The organism is Bartonella sp. JB63 (genome assembly GCF_002022665.1).
Classification (GTDB): Bacteria; Pseudomonadota; Alphaproteobacteria; order Rhizobiales; family Rhizobiaceae; genus Bartonella.
Map to the genome: position 1 here is coordinate 760721 of NZ_CP019788.1, position 21383 is coordinate 782103.

The window sequence follows — 21383 nt, forward strand, 5'->3', positions numbered from 1 at the left end:
ATAATGTCATAAGTCGTTTATTTATTATCTTCATTTTCGAAAAGCTGCAAAGATTGCCCTGGCATAATTGTAGAAATAGCATGTTTATAGACTAACTGGGTATGCCCATCACGGCGTAGAAGGATAGAAAAATTATCAAATGACGTGACAATACCGGTCAATTTAACACCATTTACAAGAAAAATTGTAAGAGAAATTTTTTGCTTGCGAACCGCATTCAAAAACACATCTTGCAGATGTTGTGATCGTTCTGCCATTATTTTATACCTTTGCTAGGAAACGCATAAATATTTATTATAATATTTATATTAAGTATATATCGACTGAAAGTACTAACTTGTCAATGTATCCGTACTAAAAATTTCGTAAGATACTTCTTAAATCTTAATGAAGAATATAATATTTATAAATCATGAGCATAAAAATCAGCGAAATCAGATATCAAGTTTGACATCTTCTAAGCACTTATTGTGTATTAATAAATAAATTTAAAAGTTTATATTTCTTTTATTTAAAGAAAATAATAACTATGCTTGTTTTTTAAGTAATAAACAATTAGCCTATCTAACTATGTTTCCTTTTCATAGAAGAAGGCAGAGTAATATGATCACCAATTGAGCATCAATATAAATACCATATATTGCGTATTAATATCTCCTCACATTTTGTAATGACCCCTGGAACATTATATTTAACTATAACTTCTATTAAATTTTTCCATTCGGTACACTAAACTTGTAATATTTTCTTTCAACTTGATTATATATTATAGAGGTTTTGTGATAAGAAAAAATTTTTTATTATATTGTTTTTTATATATTTTTTGCTATTTTTGAATACATAAAAAAAGTTGCGTTAACTTTATCTTGATAAGTTTTTAAATTTTTCTTTAAATGTATTCCTTTCTAAACAATTAAAGGTTAGTATATCGAGTTGTCTGGATAAGGGTGTATCCTTTTCCATCTGTAAGAGTATGAGGCGAGTATGGCACGCAGAACCAAATTGCAAACATTTGAAATTGAAGTCGAAGAAGCTCTTGAAAAGGCAATGAACTTTGACTTTAATAATACAGAGATTGAAAAAATAACATCAAATAACGCTGAAAGTCTAATTAATGTAGATGATTTGATTCAAAAAATTGCTACTTCGGAAGAAGAAATTCTTTCTGAATCTGAAAATGAAGCTTCGTCTATTGCCTCTAACATTCATGACAATGCTGTTGTTGATGAATCAGTTGTTGAATTGCTTTTTGGTCAAAAGCCCATCCATGAACTTTCGGGTGGAACCGTACGTGATACATTATTACCTACGCAGCCTCTCCCTGCTAATGATGATATGACAGTTCCTTTCAATTTCAGATCACTAAAACGAAATACTGTTTCTCGAATTTATTGGAGTACAACAGCTCTTAGTGCTTTATGGACAACAGGAGGTGCTTTTATTGCTCATAAGCTAGCTCCTTCTGGACTAAACTCTTTAGCAAATATCATTACCTTTATTACATCTCCCCTTGGATTAGCTGTAGCGGCAGGAACTACAATTCCTATCCTTATGTCATGGGGTTTTGCTCAACTGATAAAACGTTCAAATGAATTGCATAATATTGCCGTTATCATGACAAATGCTGCACAACGCCTTAGCGAACCGCAGAACATCTCTGAAAAGCAGGCTATTGCTATAAGTCAAACCATTCGTAAAGAAGTAGCTGCAATGAATGAGGGGATCGAACGTACCCTCGGTCGTGCTGTTGAACTCGAAGCCATTATCCAAAGCGAAGTTCATAATCTTGAACGGGCCTACTCTGAAAATGAATCACGCATTTATACCTTAATTAAGGAATTAAATAATGAACGTACAGCGATTTTGAATCATGCTGATCGCGTACAAACAGTAATAAAAGGAACACAAGAGCAACTGAGCGATGAATTTGACTTAGCTACTTCTAAAATTGCAACCAATGTTAAACAACTTGCGCAAACTCTTTCTCAAACTCTACAAAAACAAGGGGAAGATCTTATTAAAAAGCTCTCTTGTGCAGGTGATGGTGTAACAAATCAGCTCTTTGAAAAATTTAATGAAACGACAATACAAGTTCAGCAGAAAAATACAGAATTTTTTCATGTATTAGGAAAAACCTTTGATACTTTTGCAGAACGTTTTGATAACAATGAAAAACAATTAGAAAAAACCTTCGATGAAACAATTGTTAAAGCTGAAATGCACATTGCCAAACTTGCAACACATATACAAACTGCAACAGATCAAACTTTATCTAGTGTTGATGAAAAATTTAGAACATTGGACGAAGCGATTATTGACCGTAATAATCAATCATTACAAGATTTCAATGAAAAAATCATACAACTTGATCAACAAGCACATAAACTCTCTTCTAAATTTGATAATATAACCTCGGAAGCAATTGAAGCGTTTGGAAATCGTCTAGTAAATGTTGACTTATCTCTTAAAGAACACAGTGATACCATTATCGAATCCTTTATCGCACGCAGTAAAGAATTAGAAAATAATGCTGAAAAGCTTGGTGGCTTCTTGGAAGCTCATGCCTCTCAAATCAACGTAAATCTTAAAGAAATAACTACTGATATTGCGAATGTATTTACAAATGGGCATGATCACATTCTTTCTGCTATTAATGAAAGCAAAAAAGTTCTGAAAGAAGAAATTAAAAATGTTGATAATGCAATTATCGATATTATAGGTGAGCGCTCGCAAGACTTCAAAGCACAAATCGCCGATCAAAGAGATGTAATAGCAAATATGCTTGACAGCGAAAAAAATAAAATAGCTGACACATTAAAAGATCAAATTGATGTATTGACAAAAAATGTTTCAGACGTTGAAAAGATCTTGAATCAGAATATTCAAGTTGTTGATCAACATACTAAAGATCATGCTGTCGACATAGTTCAATGTACAGAAAAATTACAAGAAGTCATCACACAAAGCTGCGAAATAACTAAAAATGCTTTAGAAGAACAAGCTAAAAATATTGATATACGTGCAGATGCTCTTCGTGATTCTTTAGCTATCAATAGTTTTTCTCTTAATGAAGTTCTTGCAGATCAAGCACGTACACTCGAACAACGTATGGAAACAATCCATAATCTCATCGCTAAAAGTGATATACATATTGATATGGCATTAAAACAACAAGTAGACTTGGTCGAAAATGCAATTATTAATAATAACAAGGCCATTACAGAAACCGTTCAAAATCATATGAAAAACCTTGAGGGACATACTGATCTCCTTAAGAATACTCTCTCTCAATCAAATGATGTATTCCTTGATACTCTTCAGACACGTGTAGGATTATTCGATGAAAATTTGGAAAGTCGTGCACGTCAAGTTTTTGAACGTGCAGCCACATTGGAAGAAACGTTATCCGAAAAACTTGAGAAAGTATGTGAAACTATTGACATGCAAACATCCACTTTTGAGGAGCGATCTGACAATTTAAAAACATCTATTGCCCTTAATAATGAACACAGTCAAGCAGTCCAACAAGCGTTAGAAGAGAGCGTAAGTAATATACGTATCTCATTAGAAAATTCTGTTAATACAGTCACAGACAGCGTACAAGAAAAATTCATAAACATTTCTGAAAAATTAGCATCAATAATGGCTAATGAAACAGAAAAATCAGAAACTTCTCTCGTCGCTGCTAGTAATCAATTTATTTCATCTTTTGCTGATGTTGCTGTAAAAGCGACAAATATTATCTCAGAATCTAGCAACCGTATTGTTTCAAATGTTGAACAAACAGTTCATGAAACTAGTGAGAAAGTCATTTCTGCCCTGACTGAACAGACAGCTCATACTGCAGAAGCCTTCGCAACAGCAAGTAATAATGCACAAACACTTATTAACGAAACAGTTCATGCTTCAGCAGAAGCAATTGATCAATTGCTCAGTGAACGTTCAAATATTCTTCATCAATCTATGTTAGATTTTGAAAATAATTTAAGTCATCAACTAGCTGATGTAAGCAATCGCTTAGAAGATGCAAAAAACCAAACATATGCTACAATTTCAGAAAATATGGAGCAATTAACAGAATTAACAGATTATTTGCATCAAACTGCATACAACACAACTGAATCAATTGGTAATTTAACACAGCAAATTGGTGAACAGCTTTCTCTTTCAACACAAGAAGCCGAACAAAGGATTCATGCACAAAATGAATCCTTAGTGAATACTCTTGCACAAAAGAATTCTGAAACTATTCAAACCATGGCCACTGTGCAAGAAGATCTTATAAACAATGTTTCAGCTGTTCTTGAACAATTGAATCAATCAATTTATAATATTCATGAAAATAGTAATATATTGATATCAACGGTTCAAAGTCTTGATGGTCAGATTAATGAAACTGCAAATAATTTCTTCCATAATACCAATCAAGTAGCAGAATACTTATCAACATCAAATCAAGAGCTCAATAACAATGTAGAGACTTTGCAAGGGCTTTCTCAAAATACGTTTGAGCAAATTAGCTATATAACAAGCAATTTTGGCGAACATGCCAAAACGCTTTCTGAAGCTATTCGTGTTCTTGAACAATCAGAAAATACACTTAATATAACACTCCAAGAAAAACAAAATGCGCTTTCTGTATTAAGCAATGCTCTTGTATCAAAATCTGATGAAGTTAATCAACTTATCAAACATTACGAAAATGTTCTTAACTTGATATTTGAGCGTACTGATAAAAATACACGTAACTCTACAGATTCACTGAAACAAACACTTCATGAATTAATTAATGAGGCCTCAACACGTTTTTCAGAAGCTGCGGAAAATATACGCTTCTCAGCCAATGAAATTCGTTTAGAGCTTTCAAAAATTAATAATGATATCGATGAAAGTGTTCAAAAATTACCAGAAAAAGCAAAAGAAACAACACAAACAATTCGACATGCCTTAAGTGAACAAATTACAGCACTAAAAGACTTGACGAGTGTTATGCAAAATACTGAAAAAGAACAATTATTACCAATAACGCCTACATTGTTAACACCAAATAGTGCAGCTACTGAAGTCAATAAAAAGATAGTACCACCACAACCTATTGCACAACCAGAACAAAACAACACAAAGCAAAACAAATGGGTATCAGATCTTTTAGAAAGAGCTTCACGTGAAGAAAATAATACGTCTGCTTCTTCACCAGAACAAGAAAAGTCTGATTCTATGAATGAATCTCTTAACTCACCAGTAAATGGTATTCTTCAAACCATTAATCACAATGCTGCTATCGAGTTATGGAATCGTTATAAACGTGGACAAAAAAATATCGTAGTTGAACATCTGTACACACCGAACGGAAAACTAATATTTGAAACAATTAGGAAAAAATATTTAAATGACGTAAATTTTAAAGATTCAGTTAATCAATATATTTCAGACTTTGAAAAATTATTACGTGATATATCTCGCAGTTCTGGAGATATTCGTTTAGCCCGGCAATATCTTATATCAGATACTGGAAAAGTTTATACTATGCTCGCTCATGCAAGTGGACGAATTCAATAAAATAAAAAGAAAGGTGAAAAAGTTGCTCTTTTTCACCTTTTTCTCTTTTCAATTTCATCTATTGTACGTAATTATGATATACTTTACTGCAAACGTGATCTATTCAAACTGATAAACATTATAGAACTTTCTTAAGAAGGACAAAAATAATATTGCCAATATTAAAATGAACTTATTAATCAATAAACTCTAAACAAATTGGTTTCGCAATTCGGAAAAATTGTCCTACATCTGTACTTTAATATGAAAAGAAATCAGGATCTGTAGTTAGTAAAACTGATTATAAATAGCAACGCTTATATATTATATAAATGTATATTACTTGGATATCATCAAAATGTCTAAAAAACAAAATAGTAATCCTCGTTTGCAGCAAACTGAACTTGAAAATGCAGCACTTTTTTATCACCAACACCCAAAACCTGGAAAGCTAGAGATACAAGCAACAAAGCCCCTTGGTAATCAACGTGATCTAGCACTTGCTTATTCTCCAGGTGTTGCTGCACCATGTCTTGCAATTCATGATGATCCGAAACTTGCAGCTCAATATACTTCTCGTTCTAACTTAGTGGCTGTTATATCAAATGGAACTGCCGTTCTTGGTTTAGGAAATATCGGCCCACTTGCTTCTAAACCGGTTATGGAAGGAAAAGCTGTTTTATTTAAAAAATTTGCAAATATTGATGTTTTTGATATCGAACTTGATGCACCCGATATCACAAAAATGGTAGAAACTGTATCTGCATTAGAACCAACATTTGGTGGAATCAATCTTGAAGACATTAAAGCCCCGGAATGCTTTGAAATTGAAGAGCAACTTCGTGCTAAAATGAATATTCCAGTTTTCCATGATGACCAACATGGAACTGCTATTATCGCTTGTGCAGCAGTATTAAACGCCTTAAGTCTTGCTGACAAAAAAATTGAAAATGCAAAAATAGTTTCTTCAGGCGCGGGTGCAGCTGCCTTAGCGTGTATTAACCTTTTGGTCCGTCTTGGAGCAAAAGTTGAAAATATCTGGCTTAGCGACTTAGATGGAGTTGTGTATGAAGGTCGCGAAACACTTATGGATCGCTGGAAAATTAATTATGCACAAAAAACTGATGCACGGACCCTAGCCGACATCATTGATAATGCGGATATCTTTTTAGGTCTTTCAGCAGCTGGTGTCTTGAAACCTGAGTATTTAAAAAAAATGGCTTCCAAGCCCTTAATTCTAGCACTTGCTAACCCAACGCCAGAAATTATGCCAGAAGAAGCCAACACAGTACGCCCCGACGCAATGATCTGCACAGGACGTTCTGATTATCCTAATCAAGTTAATAATGTTCTTTGTTTTCCTTATATCTTCCGAGGTGCATTAGATGTTGGTGCAACTGCAATCAATGAAGAAATGAAAATGGCTGCAGTTCACGCAATTGCAGCCCTCGCTCGTGAAGAAACTTCAGACGTTGCGGCATGTGCATATTCAAAAGCACCCCCTAATTTTGGACCAGAATACCTCATTCCTTCGCCTTTCGATCCACGTTTAATACTACGCATTGCCCCTGCTGTCGCCAAAGCAGCAATGGAATCAGGTGTTGCAGTACGACCCATCGAAAATATGGAAGCCTATCATGACATCCTTAATCGTTTTGTATTCCGTTCTGGTCTTATAATGAAACCTGTTTTTGCAGCAGCAAAAACAGCAAAATGTAAGCGTGTAATCTATGCTGATGGTGAAGATGAACGTGTTCTTCGTGCCGCACAAATTGTTCTTGAAGAACAAACAGCCATTCCTCTTCTTATTGGTCGTCCACATGTAGTAGAGACAAGATTAAAACGCTTCGGTTTAAAAATTCGTCCCGGTATAGATTTTGAAATCACAAATCCGGAAAACGATCCACGTTTTCGTGATTATGTTAATTTATTTCTGCGTTATACGGGTAGACACGGTGTTTCACCCGAAGTTGCGAAAACAATCGTAAGAACATCAACTACAGCTATCGCAGCTCTTGCAGTTATGCGCGGCGAAGCTGATGCAATGATTTGTGGTTTAGAAGGTCGTTTTGAACGTAATCTTGAATTGATTGAACAAATCATTGGACTTGACCCAAATATTAACCATTTTTCTGCAGTTAGTCTTCTTATCTCTACACGTGGTACTCTCTTTCTAACAGATACTTACGTTAATGAAAATCCTTCTGCAGAAGAAATAGCAGAAATGACAATTCTAGCAGCACAAGAAATTGAAGCATTTGGTATAAAACCAAAAGCAGCTCTATTGTCACATTCAAATTTTGGTTCCAAAAATACAGTAAGTGCACGTAAAATGCGTCGTGCTACCGAAATTCTTGCTGAATTATACCCAGATTTGGAAGCAGATGGCGAAATGCATGGCGACGCTGCGCTTTCTAAAATTCTTCGTGATCGCGTTTTTCCTGATTCACGTCTTACTAGCGAAGCCAATTTACTGGTCTTTCCAACACTTGATGCAGCCAATATCACACTTAACATCGCCAAAAATTTAACAAACGCACTTCATGTGGGTCCTATTTTGATTGGAGCCGCGCGTCCCGCACATATTCTAACACCTTCAGTAACTTCACGAGGTGTTGTCAATATGACAGCTCTCGCAGTTCTTGCTGCAAATAGAAAAAATCTCGCAATAAAACAACTGAAGACAAAAATCATGTAAATAAAACTTAAAAGTTTCTTGCAGAAACGCTTTAAAACTAGAGTTTAATTCATAGCAAATTCATTTTCAATATCGAAAAAACAGTTATATACTGGATTAAGTCTTTTTTTTTAAGGTAAAAAAGGCTAGATAGAATAGTAATTAAAGTCTTTTATAAAGCTAATAACATAATAAGGAATCATACATTATAAGGAATCATACATTGTCTTCTACTTTTGACAAAGTCGCCGATATTATTGCAGAAATCAGTGAAATTGATCGCGGTACAATTACATATGAAAGTCATACAATTGATGATTTAGGAATTGATAGTCTTGACTTTCTTGACATTGTTTTTGCTATTGATAAGGCCTTTGGAATTAAAATCCCACTAGAGCAGTGGACTCAAGAAATCAATGAGGGTTCAGTCGCAACTGAAGAGTACTTTGTCCTTAAAAACCTTTGCTCAAAAATTGATGAACTTGTTGCTTTAAAACAAGCCGACTAATTTTTTCGTTATGCAGAATCATAATGTATTCATTACTGGTATAGGTCTTATAAGCTCTTTAGGTGAAGGAGTCATTCATCATTGGAATCAATTAAATAATCCTACAATCAAACCGAACCTTGATTGTACAACTTTTGCCCCCTATGCTGTTCACAAATTGATAGAAGTTGATTGGAACCTGCAAATCCCTAAACGAAGTGACCAACGGCAAATGGGAATATGGCAGCGCCTTGGTACCTATGCTGCTGGTCTTGCTCTTGATGATGCAGGAATGAAAAATGATCAGCAGTTAACATCAAAAATGGATATGATTGTTGCAGCTAGCGGAGGAGAACGTGATATCACTGTCGATACACAAATTCTTGCAAAAGCACGTACAACAACTGACTATGAGTCTATGTTAAATTTAGCCCTTTCTACTGAACTTCGGCCAACTTTATTTTTAGCACAACTATCAAATCTTCTAGCTGGAAATATTTCAATTGTTCATAAAGTAACTGGATCTTCTCGTACCTTTATGGGTGAAGAAGGAAGCGGACTTTCTGCTATTCAGATTGCTGCTGCACGCATTCGCTCAGGACAAAGCACACACGTTCTAGTAGGAAGTTCTTATAATGCGCAAAGCTATGATATGCTGTTAGCTCATGAACTTGGAGGTCTCTTAACACGCGGTAAATGGACACCAGTTTGGTCCCGTAAAAATTGCCCTGGTGGTGGATTAATTACTGGTTCTGGTGGCGTTTTTCTTGTTCTTGAAAATGGCGAACAAGCAAAAAAGCGCAATGCACGCGTTTATGCTGAAATTAATCAAATCATTACTAACCAAACAAATAGGACAAAAAATTCTCTTAAAGGTACAATTACCACAATGTTAAAAACGGTAAAGGCTGAATCTTCGTTTACAATTTCAGCTGCCTCAGGTTGTCACGATGAAACAAAAGCAGAACAACGTGCTCTTGACGATGCCAATATATTTTATCGCGGTATTACAACATTATTTGGTTATATGCGAGAAGCGCAGTTTCCTTTAGCCCTTGCATTAGCAGCTATTGCTGTTAGAAAAAAACGTAGCTTTCCATCTCTGAGTTCTCATGAAAAGCCATTTTCTGAAGAAATACATGAAGCATTTATCACAACAATTGGTATAAAAAGAGCTGAAGGCATAGTGCGCCTCACTGCTGCCTAAAAGAAAGTTTCTATGATGAAATATAATGATCATCTCGGACGTCCACTTGTAGCAATCACTGGAGCAGGAGTTGTAACATCACTGGGACAAGGAAAACAGGAAAATTGGAAAAAATTAATTAATGGTGTTAGTGGCGTTCATAAAATAACACGTTTTCCTGTTGAAGGATTAAATACACGTATTGCGGGAACTATTGATTTTCTTGAAGAAAGTACAATCGGTGCTGTAGCTCTTTCGGAAAAACTAGCGCATCTTGCTGCAGAAGAAGCTTTAGAACAAGCAAAACTTGATAAAGAAGAGTTCAATGGACCGTTGTTTCTAGCTGCTCCCCCAGTTGAACTTGAATGGAAGGCCCGCTTAGCCCTTGATAAAGAAGTGATATCCAGTCATGAACCCGCCTATGCCCACCTTCTCGAAGTTTGTCGCCAAAAACCTCATCATGCGCTTTTTGAAACCACGCAATTTGGAATAATTGCAGAGAAAATTCAAGAAAAATTTGGAACAAAAGGGCTTCCCATTACACTTTCAACCGCTTGCGCATCTGGTGCAACAGCTATCCAGTTAGGTGTTGAATCAATTCGACGAGGTGAAACAAATCGCGCACTCACAATCGCCACGGATGGTTCTGTTTCAGCAGAATCCCTGATCCGTTTTTCACTATTATCTGCCCTTTCCACCCAAAATGAGCCAGCAGAAAAAGCAGCAAAACCATTTAGCCGTGATCGAGATGGTTTTGTGATGGCAGAAGGATCAGGTGCTCTTGTCCTTGAGTCTGTTCAAAGTGCTTTAGCTCGTAACGTAGAAATTCTAGGAATTTTGGCAGGCTGTGGAGAAACAGCAGATGATTTTCATCGCACGCGTTCAAAGCCCGATGCATCACCTGCAATTGAATCAGTCCGTAAAGCATTAGCTGACGCAAAAATAACTATCAATGAAATTGATTACATCAATGCACATGGAACTTCTACACCCGAAAATGAAAAGATGGAATATCTAGCATTGTCAACAGTTTTTGGTGATATTTTAGAGCATATCCCAGTCTCTTCTAATAAATCAATAATTGGCCACACATTAACTGCTGCAGGTGCTATAGAAGCTGTTTTTTCACTTCTAACCATCCAAACAGGGATACTCCCCCCCACAATTAATTACGATGATCCCGATCCTGCAATTCCTTTAGATGTTGTTCCTAATCATAGCCGTAAAGCCCGCATAAATACAATTTTGTCCAACTCATTTGGTTTTGGAGGCCAAAATACTAGTCTTGTTATTACAGCGTATCAAGGATAATCCTTTATAATTATATCGATCTTAAAACTATCAATCTTTATAAACATTCAAAGAGAATAATGATGCGTGCACTGCAATTATTTAATGAACGCCAACTTAAAATCACTGATATTACTCCACCACCACCACCAAATCCTGGTGAAGTCACAGTACGTATAAAGGCTGTTGCTCTTAACCATATTGATATATGGGGATGGCGTGGTATGGCCTTTGCGAAAAGAAAAATGCCACTTGTTATAGGCGCTGAAGCTTCTGGCGAAATTGTTCAATTAGGAGATGGTATTGAAAATTTGCAAATTGGGCAACTCGTCTCAATTTATGGAGCACATACTTGTGGTCTATGCAAAGCCTGCTGCGAAAAGCGTGATAACCTTTGCGATCATATAAAAGGTATATACGGTTTTCATCTTGATGGATTTGCTTGTGAATTTGTCAATTTGCCAGCACGTCTATTAGTGTCAGCACCTCTAGAATGTGATGAAATAAAAGCAGCTGTTGCTCCTATTACCTTTGGCACTGTAGAGCACATGCTATTTGATAACGCAAAATTACAAGTTGGAGAAACAATTTTAATACACGCTGGTGGTTCTGGTATTGGATCAGCAGCTATTCAGATTGCAAAAAACATGGGATGTACAGTTATCACCACAGTAGGTGCAGATAATAAAATTGAAAAAGCACAATCCCTTGGAGCAGATCACGTTATTAATTACCGTAAAGAACGTTTTGAAGGTATTGTTCGTAAATTAACTCAAAAAAAAGGTGTTGATGTTGTTTTTGAGCATGTAGGTGCTGATACATGGGCGGGTTCTATGCTAAGCATGAAACGCGGAGCACGTTTGGTAACTTGTGGTTCTACTTCTGGTGTTTCAACATCTATGAATTTAATGCAATTATTTCAACAACAACTGAAAATATTTGGTTCATTTGGTTGTCGTATGGAGAATATGAAAAATGCTATGGAGAAAATGGCGCAAGGAATTGTGTATCCTGTCATTGATACAATTATAGACTTCGATAAAATCGATATAGCTTTAAAACGCATGGAAAGTCGTGATGTCTTTGGAAAAATTATCCTAAAAATTAATTAATTATTGATGATAAAGTATTATATTAAATTTTTTATGTATCGTATTAAAATTATTATAAAAAATTGTTTTAATTTTTTTTGGGCATACCTATTAATCGGTTTTTTAACTATTTTACGACATCTTCCTACTAATATTGGTTTTTCTTTCTTTTCCTGGTTAGCAAAAACATTTGGTCCTCTAGTACCCCGTCATAAAATTGCGCTTGCCAATCTTAAAGCCGCATATCCAGAAAAAACGGAACAGGAACTATGCATAATTGCAATAGAAATGTGGGAAAATATGGGGAGACTTCTAGCCGAATATGTTTTTCTTGATAAAATTTTTGATTTTGACCCCAATACTGATAAGTTAGGATTGGTTGAAGTCAACGGCATTGAAATATTTCAACGATTAAAGAACGAAAAAAAACCACATATTTTTTTCACAGCCCATACTGGAAATTTTGAGCTCCTTCCTATATGCGCCCAAAGTTTTGATCTTAATGTTACAGTATTATTTAGACCACCTAACAATCCTTATATTGCAAAACAAGTTCTTAAAGCTCGCAGAACTTCTATGGGACATCTTGTACCATCCAAAGCCGGTGCAGTTTGGGCACTAGCAGCTAAATTAGCAAAAGGTGAAAACGCCGGCGTACTTGTCGACCAAAAGTTTCGTCGAGGTATTCCTGGAACATTTTTCAACCGACCAGTTAAAACAAATCCTTTAATTATAAAACTTGCTCGACAATATAATTGCGATATTTATCCAGCACGTTGTATCCGATTAGCTGGAGGACGCTATCGTTTAGATTTATACGAGCGTGTAGACCTACCACTTGATGAAAACAATGAAGTCAATCTAACCGCTTCCACACAAAAATTAAACGATATTGTTGAAACTTGGGTGCGTGAATATCCTGGACAATGGATGTGGTTTCATAAACGTTGGGATATATAATAATTATTAATCAATAGAAGAGACATTAAATGCTAGATATCAATGACCTTATTGCAATTGCAGCTAACATTACGAAATCGTGAAAATGGTTGCGATTAGAATATCAAACAAACTTTTGAGTCTATTATACTTTATATGCTTGAAAAAGTTTATGAAGTTATTGATGCCATTGAACGAAGCAATCAAATACACCATGATCGTGCTATAGAAAAAAGTTTTACTTTTACTGCAAAAATGTTTACTCTCATTCCCATTTTTCTGGAAATACAGAGCAAAAAAACTGTGGTCTCGTAGAAGAGATAGGAAACATATCAAGAAAATAAAGAAAAATGAATAGAAAAAACAACACGTAATATAGGATACTAACATGTTATCTTACACAAGTAAATTAGCCTAACTAACTGATCAAAAAGCACTCGTTTTACAAAATACAGCTGCCAAAATTGGTTTTGAATAATATGAAAGTGATAAAATTTTTACGAAAATCAAATAAGAATTTAATAAACTAAAAGAGGTAATAAAAATCGAAAAAAATTCAAATATAAAAATAGAATTCTGTGATCTTTATTTCACGATATTGAATCTCACCATCACTTGAATATTGATCCATAAAAAGTACTTAAAAAAAAACTAATATAAAATTTTCGAATTGCTTTGCGAATATTGAGGAAAATCTACCAGCTCAGCCTAACCTAAAATGCTGACCGATGTATTTCTAAAGGAAATGAAAGATCTTTGGAAGAAAGTCAAAAATAAATAATAATAAGAAAAAGCTATTTAGAATAACTTAAGATATAATTAAAAATATCATATAAGTAACTGTTATTTAATTCAATTTTTCTTATATATCTCACTTATCTGATTTTGTGAAGCAGGACGAATCTCTACCGATTCACCGCACCCACAGGCTGAAACTTGATTAGGATTATTAAATATAAAACCTGAACGAAGCGTTGTAACCTCATAATCCATCTGCGTTCCTAATAAAAATAATACTGCATCCCGTGCAATAAAAACACGAGCACCGTTAACTTCAACAATATCAGCATCATCATGCATTTCTTCTGTTACAAGAGCTATTGTATACTCCATACCCACACATCCACCCTTCTTGACACCAACAAGAATACCGTGTGCAGTTTTTGTTTCCATAATAGTTTTAATGCGATTTATAGCAGCTTCTGTTAAACTTATTATTGAAAAATGGCTCATCGCTTACTCTTCTTTCACTGAACAAGAATTTTAACTGTAATAATATTTTTTTGCTATTAAAAAATAAATGTCAGACTAAGCAAATCAAATTATGTACATATTAGTACTTTTTTCCTACCACAAAAGAGTATTTTGATAGATTTGATTTTGTTTTTTTCTTGCCTTTAAAGAAACAGTCGTTTAGTCGTGCTGGATAATTCGGAGCGTAGCGCAGCTTGGTAGCGCACTTGACTGGGGGTCAAGGGGTCGTGGGTTCGAATCCCGCCGCTCCGACCATTTATCGAAAATATGAAGAATTACGCTTCCTAAAGAAAAAACTTCTCCAATTCTCATATATAATTTTGAAACCCTACTCTTTTTATATAAAGAATCTTCAAACTTTCCCTTCAAGAAAACATAAAAAACGCGAGATCTTTATCCCGCGTTACTTAAATAACTTAGAAAATTATAATTATTCTTTTGCCTTAAACTCTAAGCTTTCTGTACATGCACTATGATTATTGCTATTTTTAATAACAGATGGTGTTGCTTGCACAACTATCTTCCTTGGTTTTAATTCAGCTGGCACCTCTCTTTTAAGTTGAATATGAAGAAGGCCATCACTTAATTCTGCTCCAATAACCTTAACATGATCAGCTAAATGAAAACGTCGCTCAAAAGCACGTGAGGCGATTCCTCGATAAAGAAACTCACGTCCAGCACCATCACTTTCAGGCATTTTTTCACCTTTAATGGTCAGCTGATTACAATGCATTTCAATATCGATTTCATTCTGTGAAAAACCAGCAACAGCCATAGAAATTCTATAAGAATCCTCACTTAAACGCTCAATATTATATGGTGGATAAGAAGAAATATCATCTAGTTGTGTCCTAGAATCAAACCAATTAAGAAGATGGTCAAAACCTACTGTTGAACGATAAAATGGCGAAAAATCTACTTGACGCATAAGATTGCCCTCCTTTAGAGCGACTATAATTGATCCTTCAAGTCTCCAAATGGCAGACATATTTGCAGACCAACAGTCCCATCATGGCGACTGTATTGTTTATTTGGGAATAGATCTTTTTTATTTCAACTCTTTTTTCAATTCTTTTGCATCTTAATTTACAAAAACACTTATAAATAAAATAACTGTTTTTTAACCATTCATCAGCATTACAAGTAACAGAAACTTTTTTATCTTGCATCAACTTTTGCGCGTACATCAAATAAAGGATGCCAATTGAAAACACCTTTTTATTCTATAAATTGGAATTTCCCTCTCTCTGATATGCATAGTAGCTATTTAAAAATAGCTAATGATCGTGAGATTCGATTTGCAATAATAAATTCTGCAACAGAAAAAGCTAAAGGAACGGTTGTTATTCTGAAAAATTATGCAGATGCTATAGAAGAATATTTTTTACCAATGAATGAAATCTCCCAACGCGGTTTTTATACTACGACATTCGATTGGTTTTATCGAGAGGAAAATCAACCTAATAAACCGAAATTGAATCGACATAATTATTTCGATATTAACAGTTATATTAATAACTTATCAGAATTTCTTAAAAATTTTGTTTATCCAAATTGTCCTCCACCTTACTATATGGTTACTTATGGTATGGGAGGGTTAATAGCACTTAACGGATTAAATCTTATCAATTACCAATTCAATAGAATACTTTGCGTTTCTCCGCTTTTTGCTCCATTAGGCAATAAAACAAATAGTTTTCAACATAAATTAACACAATTCTTTTCTGATATAGGCCTTGGCTTCTTACCTGTAAAAGGTGGAAAAAAATTAAAACAGGCAAATACAAATACGCACTCTAATCCTCTTTTCAATCCACCAACATCCAGATGGATGTCCTCAACACTCAATGCAATTGGCGCAATAAAAATAAATATACTTCACGGAAATTTACAAATTCCAACACTGTTTATCCTTGCTAATCAAAATAATATTGCGAATAATATTGAGGTGCGACAATTGTGCCGATTAACGCGCTTAACAGATAGTATCACAATTATAGGAGCTGAACTCGATACGATAATGCGTAAAGAACACTATCGTAAACAGTTTTGGTCCTCATTTGATTCTTTTATTCCTAGTAATTATCAATAAATACACACTTTTCACACTATTAAAATATTAGTCTACCATATAAACTTTCAATTAGAGAATAACAAAATAGCTTTTTAATATTAGCAGCTCCTAAAACTGACATAATTATGAAATTGATCTAATCTATCTGATTAGAATCAGAAGAAGTGACGAGAAATAAAACTTGTAATTAAGTGAATCTAAAATACTCAAATGTTCGATTTCTGATCAAAATTATGTACATTATGAATTTAAAAATTAGAAATAATAATGTGAATTCTGAATAATAGACAAGAAATTAACCATTTCGCCATTCATTTTTATTATAAGCATTTTTAGCTTTTCCTATAAACGCTCTACATTGTATACGTCAATATGATAAATTTTGATAAATAAAAGCAACTGGACATAATGATGAAACGAATCTTGCTTGCAGAAGATGATAACGATATGCGCCGCTTTCTAGCAAAAGCACTTGAACGTGCAGGTTATGAAGTTGCAGACTTTGATAATGGCGTTAGCGCATATGAATGTTTACAAGAAGAACCATTTTCTCTTTTGCTTACTGATATCGTAATGCCAGAAATGGATGGAATTGAATTAGCACGACGTGCTACTGAAATTGATCCTGATTTACGAGTAATGTTCATTACAGGATTTGCAGCAGTCGCGTTAAATCCAAATCACGATGCTCCTCCTGATGCTAAAGTGCTTTCTAAGCCGTTTCATTTACGTGAATTAGTTAGTGAAATTGAAAAAATACTTATAGCTGCTTGAAAAAAATACCCTTTTAAATTATTCGTATTTTATTATAAAAATTCAATTAAGCATTAACATTTATAGTTTTATATGTGTATGTTGTATAAAATGGGCGTGTAGCTCAGCGGGAGAGCACTACGTTGACATCGTAGGGGTCACAGGTTCAATCCCTGTCACGCCCACCAGATTTTTTATTTAACAGGTAATATAACGATTTACTGGTCTTTTTTAAAATGCGGAAATAAGATTTTATACTTTTCTTCTAAAATGTATCTGAAACAATATCTTTTTCTTAGTGTTTCTCCGTTTTTATAAACTCTTTAATCTTTGTGAATTGATCTTTTAGGAATAATTCTTTTACAAATTCAACATAGGCCTAACACAAGCAGCACTATCTTAAAAAACATATTATGCAATGATTTCTTTTATATTCCAAAGTATCTCTTTTCAGCTATAAATCATTATACAAATTGCGCTGCTCTTAATTTTACATATTCCTTCTCTTGAAATTATAAAATTTAAGCGCATAAAAACAAATAACAAGCGAAGAAAGCCAAATAACACCTATAATCAACACTGGCCTTGTATTATCAAAAAACCATAACAAAACAAAAATAAAAATCATAAATACAGTAGCAAAAATTGATCCTATTGGCCAAAATGGTATTGGGAATTTTAAATTACAGTGTTCTTCTGTAGACATTTTAAGTCGCATAAAAATTTGCGAAAGCAAAATCATCATCCAAACAAAAACTGTAGCAAATGTCGCCATTGCAGCAATGAGAAAAAAAAGATGATTGTGATAATAATAATTAAGAATAACACCAAAAATAAATATGGCAAATATTAATAAAATAACAAAAATTGGTATACCGTTTTTTGATAAATATTGGAATTTCTTCAATGCATAACCTTCCTGTGATAAACCATATATCATGCGAACCGCACCATACATTTCACTATTAATCGCAGAAACCACAGCTGTAATAACAACAATATTTAAAATATGAGCTGCTGAAGAAATACCAAATCTTTCAAAAATTGTAACAAAAGGGCTACTAATAAGGCGAATTTCATTCCAAGGATAAAGAGACATTAAAACTGCTAAAGTTATAACATAAAAGAGCAAAATTCGAATTGGAATAGAATTAATTGCCTTTGAAATTGTTTTATCCGGATCCCGTGCTTCCATTGCTGCCATTCCAATAATCTCTACACCACCAAAAGCAAAAACAACAACACTAAAGCAAGCTAAAAAACCAAACAAACCATTTGGAAATACTCCACCATTTTGCCATAAATTATAAATCCCAATAGTAGAGAATGTATTTGTATTCCAATCAAAAAAAATAATTGCTATGCCTAAAATAATCATAGTGATAATAGCGACAATTTTTACGGAAGAAAGCCAAAATTCTAGCTCACCATATACTTTCGCTGCTGCTAGGTTAATACCGGTAATGATGAGGGTAATAGTCAATGTCCATATCCAAGAAGCAACATCAGGATACCAAAAACTCATATAAGTTGCAAAAGCTGTAATATCAGCTAAACCAACAAGCACTACCTCAAAAACATATGTCCACCCTGTTAAAAAACCAGCTAATGGCGATATATAATTTGTAGCATAACGAGCAAAAGAACCAGGCAGTGGATTATGAATAATCATCTCACCTAAAGCACGCATAACTATAAAAATAGCTAAGCCCGCAACACAATAAGCAATTAAAACACTTGGTCCAGCAAGATTAATCGCTTGTGCAGATCCATAAAAAAGCCCTGTCCCAATGGCAGAACCAAGAGCTAAAAATATAATCTGACGCTGATTTATACCCCGTTTAAGCTCATTTGTTTTCATCTCTACCCTTCTTCAATATCATCACAGCCTTTACAGAAACGAAATTGGCAGATTAAATTAATAAGAACCGAAGCCGATTGAAATGTGAAAAAAACTCTAAAAGATCTGAAGGATTTGAATTTTTATTTTCTTTACTTTTATAAAAGAATACAATTCATAGCGGCTAAGATACATAATTTTATTTTGTATGGTAATGTGACATATACCGTTTAGAATAAAAAAACTGCATTCTTCCTTCCCCTTCAACTTTGAGGAAATATACCGATAACAGGGTCTTTGTGTTATGATAATACACACAAACCCTATTAGTTAAACTAAGCAGTTTCTCGATTTATCAAAAAAAAATCCAATGAGCAAGCATCATAAAAAAACGAATCTTTAACCTCTCTCTTCATAACTGGCTGATCGTAGCTTCAAATTAATTGCTTCTGGTAAAATCGATAATAAGTATCCTTCACCTACAAATGCACGTGCCTTCTCAAGATCTGGAGCTATATAGCGATCTTTCTCTAGAATTTTAATATGTGCACGTAAGTGATTCATAACAGATTGTAAAAGGGACTCGTTTTAAAAGGAGCGCGATATTCAATTCCTTGTGCTGCAATAAGTGTTTCGATACCAATAATAGTAAAATCACTCATTACCAATAAGCGATGAGCGCCATAAAAAGCCATTGAAACGTGATCTTCTTGATTTGTTGAGTTGGTGCTGAATCAACCAAAGCAGGACGTACCATTTGTTTATTTTCAGACATTAAAGCAGCTGCTGCCACTTCAGCAATCATGAAACCCAGAATTAAGCCCTGCATTTTGCAGCTAAAAAAGCTGGAAGTTCATAAGAGATTACTTGATCAACCATAAGAGTAATCTGATCAGCAGCAAATGCTAAAGGCTCAGCATGAAAATTTCCACCTGATACAATATCACTCTTCCTTTAAATTAGCGAATTATTTGTAAGTGCATTTGCTTCAATAATTAATGTTTTCGCTGCTGCCATCAGAATATCAAAACATACACCCATAACTTGTGGTTAACAACGTATACAATAAGGATCCTGGACACGATTATCTTCACACAAATGTGCCTCCCGAATTTCTGAACCTTCTATAAGCTTTTCTAATGCCTGTGACACAATAATTTATCCATAATGGCTACGTAGAATATGAATATCAGGGTGAAATGGTGCTGTTGAACCTATCACAGTATCGATCGTTAATGCACCTGAAAGAAGTCCACCACACAATGCTCGATAACTATGGAAAAGACCTACAAGAACAAGCACTGTCGATGTTTGAGTATCATTAATCAGGGCTAAACCTTCTTTTGCCTCTAAAACAATATGGAATAATCCTGCTTTTTCTAAAGCAGCTTTCCCACTCATACGAATGTTTTGAAAAAACGCTTCCCCCTCTACTATCATAACAGCAGCCATATGAGTAAGCGGAGCAAGATCACCTGATACACCTACTGATTCTTTTTCAGGAATGACAAGAATAAATCAATTTGCAAGCATTTTCTCTAGCAAATGTACTATCCAAGCGAATACCCGAAGCACCTCGTCCCAGCGAAATAAGCTTCAAAGTCATCATTAGTCGTATAACATTTTCAGGTAAGGGCTCTCCTACTCCACAACAATGTGATAAAATAAGATTTCTTTGTAAAATAGTCACATCATTTATATCAATTTTAATCGAAGCTAATTTGCCAAATCCAGTATTAATTCCATAAACTGGTTCACTGCCAGAAGCAATTTCAGCAATACAAGATGCTCCTTTTTTATAGTTAGATGTGTATCATGATGAAGCTTGCTCATTTTACCATCCCAATAAATAAATTTAAGCTCATTCAAGGTGACTATTAGCTGGATTAATGTAATAGTCATAATCTTCTTTCTTAATTTAAAGTAGTTTTTATATTTTTATAGAAGTATAAAATAGAGTGGAAAAATTTGGCGCACCCGACAGAATTCGAATCTGTGACCTCTGCCTTCGGAGGGCAGTGCTCTATCCAGCTGAGCTACGGGTGCTTAAAAATGAAGATTAATTATGCTCTTTTAACCGATCATACTCTCAGCTTCAATAATGAATTAATCCTTTCAAAAAATAATAAATACCTATCCTTGATAGAATTATATTATTTTTTAATGCTATTTTGCATAAATGAGCTTTTGTTTTAATAAATTAATTTTCATATAAAATTCTTCCTTTTACTAAAACAATCGTTATATAAAGTTT

General features: G+C 34.3%; 14 protein-coding genes, 3 tRNA genes and 1 pseudogene. 12 read left to right on the forward strand and 6 right to left on the reverse strand.

What is annotated here, in order from left to right; translation table 11 throughout:
• Window positions 1-17 precede the first annotated feature (17 nt).
• The gene (gene hfq / locus BJB63x_RS03315) at window positions 18-257 is read right to left on the reverse strand and encodes an RNA chaperone Hfq (RefSeq protein ID WP_078718998.1); all 240 of its coding nucleotides are present in this window, start codon (window positions 255-257) and stop codon (window positions 18-20) included.
• A gap of 727 nt (window positions 258-984) precedes the next feature.
• Between hfq and BJB63x_RS03320 the strand changes: the two genes are divergently transcribed.
• From BJB63x_RS03320 to BJB63x_RS06735, 8 genes are all read left to right on the forward strand, one after another.
• The gene (locus BJB63x_RS03320; RefSeq protein WP_078718999.1) at window positions 985-5559 is read left to right on the forward strand and encodes a hypothetical protein; all 4575 of its coding nucleotides are present in this window, start codon (window positions 985-987) and stop codon (window positions 5557-5559) included.
• Window positions 5560-5896: 337 nt separating this feature from the next.
• On the forward strand, window positions 5897-8236 hold the full coding sequence (locus tag BJB63x_RS03325; protein WP_078719000.1) for an NADP-dependent malic enzyme: 2340 nt from the start codon (window positions 5897-5899) through the stop codon (window positions 8234-8236).
• Window positions 8237-8438: 202 nt separating this feature from the next.
• Window positions 8439-8723: an acyl carrier protein gene (locus tag BJB63x_RS03330; protein WP_078719001.1), complete on the forward strand. Its 285-nt coding sequence runs from the start codon at window positions 8439-8441 to the stop codon at window positions 8721-8723.
• A gap of 10 nt (window positions 8724-8733) precedes the next feature.
• Window positions 8734-9909 carry a beta-ketoacyl-ACP synthase gene (locus tag BJB63x_RS03335; RefSeq protein ID WP_078719002.1) on the forward strand — a complete coding sequence of 392 codons (1176 nt, stop codon included), beginning with the start codon at window positions 8734-8736 and terminating at the stop codon, window positions 9907-9909.
• A gap of 15 nt (window positions 9910-9924) precedes the next feature.
• Window positions 9925-11199, forward strand: coding sequence for a beta-ketoacyl-ACP synthase (locus BJB63x_RS03340; RefSeq protein ID WP_078719685.1), 1275 nt, complete (start codon window positions 9925-9927; stop codon window positions 11197-11199).
• 62 nt (window positions 11200-11261) lie between these two features.
• Window positions 11262-12290 (forward strand): zinc-binding dehydrogenase, encoded by a 1029-nt coding sequence (locus tag BJB63x_RS03345; protein WP_078719003.1) that lies wholly within the window; start codon window positions 11262-11264, stop codon window positions 12288-12290.
• 9 nt (window positions 12291-12299) lie between these two features.
• Window positions 12300-13229 (forward strand): lipid A biosynthesis lauroyl acyltransferase, encoded by a 930-nt coding sequence (locus BJB63x_RS03350; protein ID WP_078719686.1) that lies wholly within the window; start codon window positions 12300-12302, stop codon window positions 13227-13229.
• A gap of 135 nt (window positions 13230-13364) precedes the next feature.
• On the forward strand, window positions 13365-13523 hold the full coding sequence (locus BJB63x_RS06735) for a hypothetical protein (protein WP_335617787.1): 159 nt from the start codon (window positions 13365-13367) through the stop codon (window positions 13521-13523).
• A 537-nt stretch (window positions 13524-14060) separates the two neighbouring features.
• Here the strand turns inward: BJB63x_RS06735 and BJB63x_RS03360 are convergent.
• Complete coding sequence (locus BJB63x_RS03360; protein WP_078719004.1) at window positions 14061-14441, reverse strand: iron-sulfur cluster assembly accessory protein; 381 nt, start codon at window positions 14439-14441, stop codon at window positions 14061-14063.
• A gap of 199 nt (window positions 14442-14640) precedes the next feature.
• Between BJB63x_RS03360 and BJB63x_RS03365 the strand changes: the two genes are divergently transcribed.
• Window positions 14641-14717 (forward strand) — tRNA-Pro (locus tag BJB63x_RS03365).
• Window positions 14718-14892: 175 nt separating this feature from the next.
• On the opposite strand, the gene BJB63x_RS03370 is transcribed toward BJB63x_RS03365, so the two are convergent.
• Window positions 14893-15390 carry an Hsp20 family protein gene (locus BJB63x_RS03370; protein ID WP_078719534.1) on the reverse strand — a complete coding sequence of 166 codons (498 nt, stop codon included), beginning with the start codon at window positions 15388-15390 and terminating at the stop codon, window positions 14893-14895.
• 276 nt (window positions 15391-15666) lie between these two features.
• Between BJB63x_RS03370 and BJB63x_RS03380 the strand changes: the two genes are divergently transcribed.
• The 3 genes from BJB63x_RS03380 (at window position 15667) to BJB63x_RS03390 (ending at window position 17477) form a co-directional block, all read left to right on the forward strand.
• Entirely contained in the window at window positions 15667-16554 is an 888-nt protein-coding gene (locus BJB63x_RS03380; protein WP_078719005.1) for a serine aminopeptidase domain-containing protein, read from the forward strand.
• Between the two features lie 393 nt (window positions 16555-16947).
• A complete protein-coding gene (gene cpdR, locus BJB63x_RS03385; RefSeq protein ID WP_078719006.1) occupies window positions 16948-17310 on the forward strand; it encodes a cell cycle two-component system response regulator CpdR in 363 nt (120 codons plus the stop codon).
• A gap of 92 nt (window positions 17311-17402) precedes the next feature.
• Window positions 17403-17477, forward strand: a tRNA-Val gene (locus BJB63x_RS03390).
• Between the two features lie 302 nt (window positions 17478-17779).
• Here BJB63x_RS03390 and BJB63x_RS03395 read toward each other — a convergent pair.
• The 3 genes and pseudogenes from BJB63x_RS03395 to BJB63x_RS03405 all read right to left on the reverse strand — a co-directional run bounded on the left by BJB63x_RS03395 (window position 17780) and on the right by BJB63x_RS03405 (window position 21175).
• Window positions 17780-19150 carry an amino acid permease gene (locus BJB63x_RS03395; RefSeq protein WP_078719007.1) on the reverse strand — a complete coding sequence of 457 codons (1371 nt, stop codon included), beginning with the start codon at window positions 19148-19150 and terminating at the stop codon, window positions 17780-17782.
• A gap of 378 nt (window positions 19151-19528) precedes the next feature.
• Window positions 19529-21031: pseudogene (locus tag BJB63x_RS03400) on the reverse strand (histidine ammonia-lyase).
• Between the two features lie 67 nt (window positions 21032-21098).
• A tRNA-Arg gene (locus BJB63x_RS03405) sits at window positions 21099-21175 on the reverse strand.
• Window positions 21176-21383 lie beyond the last annotated feature (208 nt).